2 protein-coding genes, 1 pseudogene and 1 CRISPR repeat array are annotated in these 6,331 nt (G+C 70.7%); all 3 genes and pseudogenes read left to right on the top strand.

Features of this window, described 5'->3' with window-relative positions; genetic code table 11:
* Nucleotides 1-55: 55 nt before the first annotated feature.
* Nucleotides 56-1,672: a CRISPR direct-repeat array (repeat unit 28 nt; unit sequence GGGCCACCCCCGCGCAGGCGGGGCCGAT).
* Between the two features lie 449 nt (nucleotides 1,673-2,121).
* Nucleotides 2,122-2,410: pseudogene (locus ACFXPX_RS16040) on the top strand (IS21 family transposase); the annotation flags it as partial.
* Between the two features lie 319 nt (nucleotides 2,411-2,729).
* Nucleotides 2,730-3,962 carry a tyrosine-type recombinase/integrase gene (locus ACFXPX_RS16035; RefSeq protein ID WP_380641706.1) on the top strand — a complete coding sequence of 411 codons (1,233 nt, stop codon included), beginning with the start codon at nucleotides 2,730-2,732 and terminating at the stop codon, nucleotides 3,960-3,962.
* Nucleotides 3,962-6,310 carry a tyrosine-type recombinase/integrase gene (locus ACFXPX_RS16030; protein WP_380641704.1) on the top strand — a complete coding sequence of 783 codons (2,349 nt, stop codon included), beginning with the start codon at nucleotides 3,962-3,964 and terminating at the stop codon, nucleotides 6,308-6,310. Before ACFXPX_RS16035 ends, ACFXPX_RS16030 begins: the two co-directional genes overlap by 1 nt.
* The last annotated feature ends 21 nt before the right edge of the window (nucleotides 6,311-6,331 follow it).

Raw genomic sequence — 6,331 nt, 5'->3', positions numbered from 1 at the left:
CCTCCGCACGGGCGGAGCGGACCTCTACGACGCCGTCGCACCCGGCAACCACGGCGGGTCACCTCCGCGTGGGCGAAGCGGACCTCGGCCCGGGCGCAGCGGGCGCGCCCGTGAACGGGGCACCTCCGCGCGGGCGGAGCGGACGGCGCGCGTACCCCAGCCGATCGCCGACGTCGGGTCACCTCCGCGCGGGCGGAGCGGACAAGGGCCAGGCTCGGAAGCGCCACCGGACGCTCGGGGCACCTCCGCACGGGCGGAGCGGACCTCTACGACGCCGTCGCACCCGGCAACCACGGCGGGTCACCTCCGCGCGGGCGGAGCGGACCTGCTGCGGTGGGTGACCGGGATCAGCTCGGTGGGGTCACCTCCGCGCGGGCGGAGCGGACACCGAGCCCCGTCCGAGCCGAACCGGGCGAGGCGGGGCACCTCCGCACGGGCGGAGCGGACATCGTCTGGAGGTACTCGTCCCAGCGCTGGAGCGGGTCACCTCTGCGGTGACGGAGCGGACGTCCACTTCGCCACCGGCTGGGTCAAGGCGTAGGGGGCACCTCCGCGCGGGCGGAGCGGACAAGCGCTCGATGAGGCCGGCGGTTGAGGGCAGCGGGGTACCTCCGCACGGGCAGAGCGGACGTGTAGGTCTGGCTGTTGGTCCAGTCCACCCACGGGGCACCTCCGCGCGGACGGAGCAGACCGGTCCTGACGCACCGTGGTGACGTTGACGACCGGGGCACCTCCGCACGGGCGGAGCAGACATCTGCGACAGCTCCGGGCCAGCCTCCTTGGCCGGGGCACCTCCGCGCGGGCGGAGCGGACGACTCGGCGATGTCGTAGAGGTCGAACACCGCCGGGGCACCTCCGCGCGGGCGGAGCGGGCGCCACCGTGGTCATCCAGTGCTCACCCGCCGACGGGCCACCTCCGCGCGGGCGGAGCGGGCATCGCCACGCTGGTCGGGTTCCAGGACCGAGCCGGGCCACCTCCGCGCAGGCGGAGCGGACCTCGCGGATCGCGGCCGAGAACACGTCCTCGCCGGGGCACCTCCGCGCGGGCGGAGCGGACCGGCGGGTGACGTGCTCCACCAGCCGCGGCAGCGGGGACCTCCGCGCGGGCGGAGCGGACACCAACGGCGGGGTACCCCAGATCATCGACGGCGGGCCACCTCCGCGCGGGCGGAGCGGACGACATGACCCGCGAGGACGAAGTCGGCCGGCGCGGGCCACCTCCGCGCGGGCGGAGCGGACAGCTGAGCGAAGATTCCCCGGAGGATTACCGACGGGCCACCTCCGCGCGGGCGGAGCGGACCACACCCCTCCCGCCGGGTGGACCACCTACGACGGGCCACCTCCGCGCGGGCGGAGCGGACACCATGTTCAAGAGCATTCGTACGGTGATGACTGGGGCGCCTCCGCGCAGGCGGGGCCGATTCCGGTCTCTCGAAGGTCGGGCCGGGCCCGAGCCGGCCGGGGCCACCCCCGCGCAGGCGGGGCCGATTACACCCCGGACACCGTGTTCGGCAGGTTCGGAGGGCCACCCCCGCGCAGGCGGGGCCGATACGGCGGCCTGGTCGTGCGTGGACGCGCGCGAGGGGCCACCCCCGCGCAGGCGGGGCCGATGAAGGACGTAGGAAGAACAAAGGAAGGACAGGAGGGCCACCCCCGCGTGGGCGGAGCGGACCCTTCGCGACCTGCGGCGCAGCGCGGCCTGTGCGGTTTCTTGACCGTGCCGCAGTGTCGGGTCGGCAGTGCTGTTGTGGTATCAAGGAGCGCTCGCTGCCCATGGTGTCATGGCTCGCGGACAGCACTGCGGTGAACGAGCTGCCCACGAGGTCTCACCGTGCAGGAGGCACGGCTGCACGCAGGCGCAGCCGGACGCGCTGGCGAACACCTGGCGCAACCTCAAAGCCGGGCCACCTCCGTTCGGGCGGAGCAGACCACTGCGCGTCGGGCGAGCTGGCGGCCTTGTTTGAGTCACCTCCGGCTTTGTAGGTGAGAACCGAGAGCATCTGTTGCTCAGTGGCGAGAGCATCCCGTGCCACGGAAGAGTGATGTCGCCGAGTTTTGAGAGCACCCAGGTGCTTGCCTCGGGACCATGGTTGTGCTCTGCACGACGAGGGGTCCCGGGTGCTGCCGAAGTCCAAGGTCGATCTGTACGCGGCGATCCGCCGTGATGCCCGCTCGGGTCTGTCTGGCCGCGCGTTGCAGCGGAAGTACGGGGTCGGCTTCCTGACGGTACAGAAGGCCCTGTCGTCGGCCTGGCCTGAGCCGCGGAAGAAGACGGCGCCCCGTCCGACTCGTCTGGATCCGTTGAAGCCGTTGATCGACCAGATGCTGCGGGCGGACCTGGACGCCCCGCGAAAGCAGCGTCACACGGTGAAGCGGATCTTCGACCGGCGGGTGGATGAGCACGGCGCGGACGAGATCTCGTACCAGATGGTCCGTGGCTACGTGGCCGAGCGGCGCGGGGAGATCCGGCTCCAGGCGGGCCGCGGGGTGGTGGACGCGTTCGTCCCGCAGACCCACAAACCCGGCGCGGAGGCGGAGGTCGACTTCGGGGACGTGACGGTGCGTCTGGCGGGCGAGCTGGTGACCTGCTACCTGTTCGCGTTCCGGCTGTCCTTCTCGGGTAAGTCGGTGCACCGACCCGTTGACCGCACTATCAGCGTGTCCTACGTGTTGACTCGGTGAGAGCGAGGAGTCTCCGTTCGGGATGTTCCCGACGAGATGGAGACGTGATGGATCACGCTGCGGTGATGGCGGAACGCGAGGTGACTGGGCTGGTGGTGGCCCGGGTCGGCAGAGTGGAGGCGACCGGTGCCGCCACGCTGCCCTGGGTGGTTCTCGACGGGGCGGGCCGGGCGATCACGCCGGCAAGCGAGTTCCTGCGGGAGTTGCTGGCCTGCGGCAACACCCCAGCTTCCTGCCGTTCCTATGCCTTTGACCTGCTGCGCTGGTTCCGCTTCCTCGCGGCAGTGGATGTGGAATGGAGCCGTGCGAAACGAGTGGACGTACGCGACTTCGTCCTTTGGCTGCGGACGTGCCACAACCCGGCGCGGGACCGGCGCCGACCGGATGCGCCCGTGCCGGGGTTGCTGAACGCGCGCACCGGCAAGCCGTACCTGAGGTCGGGCTATGCCCCGGCAACTATCAACCACGCGGTGTCGGTGCTGGCGGCGTTTTACGACCACCATCTGCAAACCGGGCAGGGTCCCGTGCTCTCCCCGGTGCCGCCGCAGTCCCGTGACGGGCGCCGGCTGGAGGCGCATCACAACCCGTTGGAGCCGTTTCGGCTGCACCGTCGTGGCGCCTACCGGCAGAAGCAGGCCGACCGCGAGCCCCGTGCTGTCCCCGACGATGTCGTCGAAGACCTGTTCACCTCGCTGGGCTGTCACCGCGACCGGGCACTGTTCTCCATGTTCTTGTCCAGCGGCGCACGGGCCGCCGAGATGCTGGGCATGACGATCGGCGACATCCACCCGGGCGAGGGCCGGATCTACGTGCGGACCAAGGGCTTGGGCGGGGCGAAGGAAGCATGCCCGGCCTCCCCGGAAGCCTTCGCCTGGCTGGCCCTCTACCTCGGTGACCTGGCCCAGGACGGCCACCGGCCCGCCCCGGACGAGCCGGTGTGGTGGACCCTGCGCGGGCAGACGCGCCCGCTGACCTACACCGCCCTGCGAGCGGTGCTGAACCGGATCAACGCCCGGATCGGGACGAACATCACGCTGCACGACCTGCGGCACACCCTGTGTCTGCGCCTGATCGAAGACCCGGCCATCACCCTGGTCGACGCCCAGCAGGTGATGCGCCACCGGCGCATCACCACGACCAGCACCTACCTACGGCCCAGGACCGACGAGGTCATCACCAAGGTCCACGAGCACTACACCCGCCCCAAGCCTCCGCCGCGGCCGCTGACCGGCTGGACGTATGACCCGGACGACCTCGCCGATGTATTCGGAAACCGCTGATGACCCGGCACGGGCGCGTCGCCCGCACCCCGGTCAGCCCACGCGACCCCGCCATCCTCACCACCGTGCTGCCCGAACCGAGGAGCACGACCCGTGGCAGCGGACGGGAGAAGGCCCATCGCGATGAACTGGCCCGCCTGGCCGCGAACTTGCTGATCGAGCCGACCGGCCGCAACCTGTGGCGCCAGCAGCTCTCGCTGACGCGCATCTTCGACTGGCTGGAGGGATTCCCCGCCGACACCTGGCAGGACCGATGGCTGCTGAGCGGTTCCGACGAGCTGGGCTCCGGCTGGGGACCGCAGGGACTCAGCGCGGGCACCCGGTCGCGTTTCACCGCCGGTCTCGGCACCTTGATCGTCCTCCAGGCGATCCGGCCCTCCTACAGTTGGCTCTTCGGCAGCCGCCTCCTTGGCGTCTACGACGCCTACCGTCGCCACAACCAGCCGGCGCTGTTCGCGGAGCTCACACAGCACGCCGGCGGACAGCGCTGCGACGAGCACGCGACCGAAGCCCTGAACGTGCTCACCCGCATGAGCATCGCCACCGGCAAGGACCTGCTGGCCTTCGACCTGGAAGACCTCACCAACTACGCCCGGGCCCGTCGGGACAACGGCCGCACGGTGGCGGCCCTACCCCTCGCCTACGACATCCTCCGCTCCGTCGGCGGTCTCAAGGACTCGCCGCCGACCCTGCGCGAGGCCCAGGCCCGCGGCCGGCTCACCCCCGCCGAGCTGATCGACCGCCACCCCATCACCAACCGCGCGGTCCGCGACGTGCTCGTCCACTACATCGCCGAGCGATCCGCCGTCCTGGACTACGGCTCCCTGGTCAACCACGCCCAGATGCTGGCCGACCTGTTCTGGGGCGACCTGCAACGCCACCACCCCGCGATCTCCTCGCTCAATCTGCCCGACGAGGTCGCCCAGGCCTGGAAACAACGCGTCCGGGTCCTGCCCGACGGGCGACCGCGCCGCACCGCCCACGCCGTCTTCCTGGCCGTCCGCTCCTTCTACCTGGACCTCTCACAGTGGTCGATGGAAGACCCGGCCCGCTGGGCGGCCTGGGCCGCACCCTGCCCGATCAGCGAGGCCGACATCCGCGGCTACATCAAGGAGACCCGCCACCGGCAGGCACGGATGCAGCAGCGCACCCGCGCCCTGGTCCCCGTCCTGCCGCAGCTCGTCCGCGCTGCCGAGGCGCGACTGCAGCACGCCACGCTCCTGCTGCAGGCAGCCCGATCGGCGACACCGGGAGAAGAGTTCACCGTCGAGGGCTCGCGCTATCGACGCACCGGCCGCAACGGCAGCCACTGGCGCCCCACCGCCCTGTTCCTCGCCCCGGTCGACGAGCCCGGCCCCCGGTTCGATGCCGAATGCGAGGAGAACAACGCCTTCTGGACCTGGGCGAGCATCGAGGTCCTGCGACGCACCGGGGCCAGGATCGAGGAACTCCTGGAGCTCACCCACCTGAGCCTGCGTCAGTACCAGGCACCCACCGGCGAGACAGTGCCGCTGCTGCAGATCAGCCCATCCAAGACCGACCGCGAGCGCGTCATCCCCGCCGACCCGGACCTGGTCGCCGTCCTCGCCCGGATCATTCGCCGCATCAAGGGCACCGGCGAGCGGGTGCCGCTGCTGACCCGGTACGACGGCTACGAGCGGGTCTTCGGGCCGGCGCTGCCGCACCTGTTCCAGTGCCTGTCCCAGCACCGGCTCCAGGTCATCTCCCCCAACCGGATTCGCGAGCTCCTCACGGACCATGCGGTGCGAACCGGCATTGTCGACGTCGACGGGACACCGCTGAGCTTCACGCCGCACGACTTCCGCCGAATCTTCTCGACGGAGACGGTCAACGGTGGCCTGCCGATCCATATCGCCGCGAAGCTCCTTGGCCATCTCGATCTCAACACCACTCAGGCTTACGTCGCCGTCTATCCCGAAGAGGTGATCCGCCACTACCGGCAGTTCGTCGACCAGCGCCGGACCCACCGTCCCAGCGAGGAGTACCGCGAGCCCAGCGACACGGAGTGGCAGGACTTCCGCGACCACTTCAGCCTGCGCAAGGTCGCGCTCGGCACCTGCGACCGGCCTTACGGAACCCCTTGCCAGCATGAAAACGCCTGTGTCAGGTGCCCTATGCTCCGCCTCGACCTGGCACAGGAGCCCCGTCTGCTGGAGATCGAGACCAACACGCGCCAGCGACTGGGAGAGGCCCAACGGATGCAGTGGCTCGGTGAGGTCGCCGGCCTGCAGGAGAGCCTGCGGCACATCGCCGACAAGAAGCAGCAGGCCGAACGTCTCCGAGCCCAAGCCGACCGAGGGGAAGACGGGGTCGCCGCTCTTGGTTAGTACCGCATCCGGCAACGCCGC

The organism is Kitasatospora sp. NPDC059146 (assembly GCF_042786665.1).
Taxonomy (GTDB): Bacteria; Actinomycetota; Actinomycetes; order Streptomycetales; family Streptomycetaceae; genus Kitasatospora.
The sequence above is the reverse complement of the archived record's forward strand: the minus strand, read 5'-3'. Positions and strand labels throughout refer to the sequence as shown.

Coding starts and splice junctions, on each gene's coding strand:
- ACFXPX_RS16030 (WP_380641704.1), top strand. CDS start 3,962: ATGACCCGGCACGGGCGCGTCGCCCGCACCCCGGTCAGCCCACGCGAC.
- ACFXPX_RS16035 (WP_380641706.1), top strand. CDS start 2,730: ATGGATCACGCTGCGGTGATGGCGGAACGCGAGGTGACTGGGCTGGTG.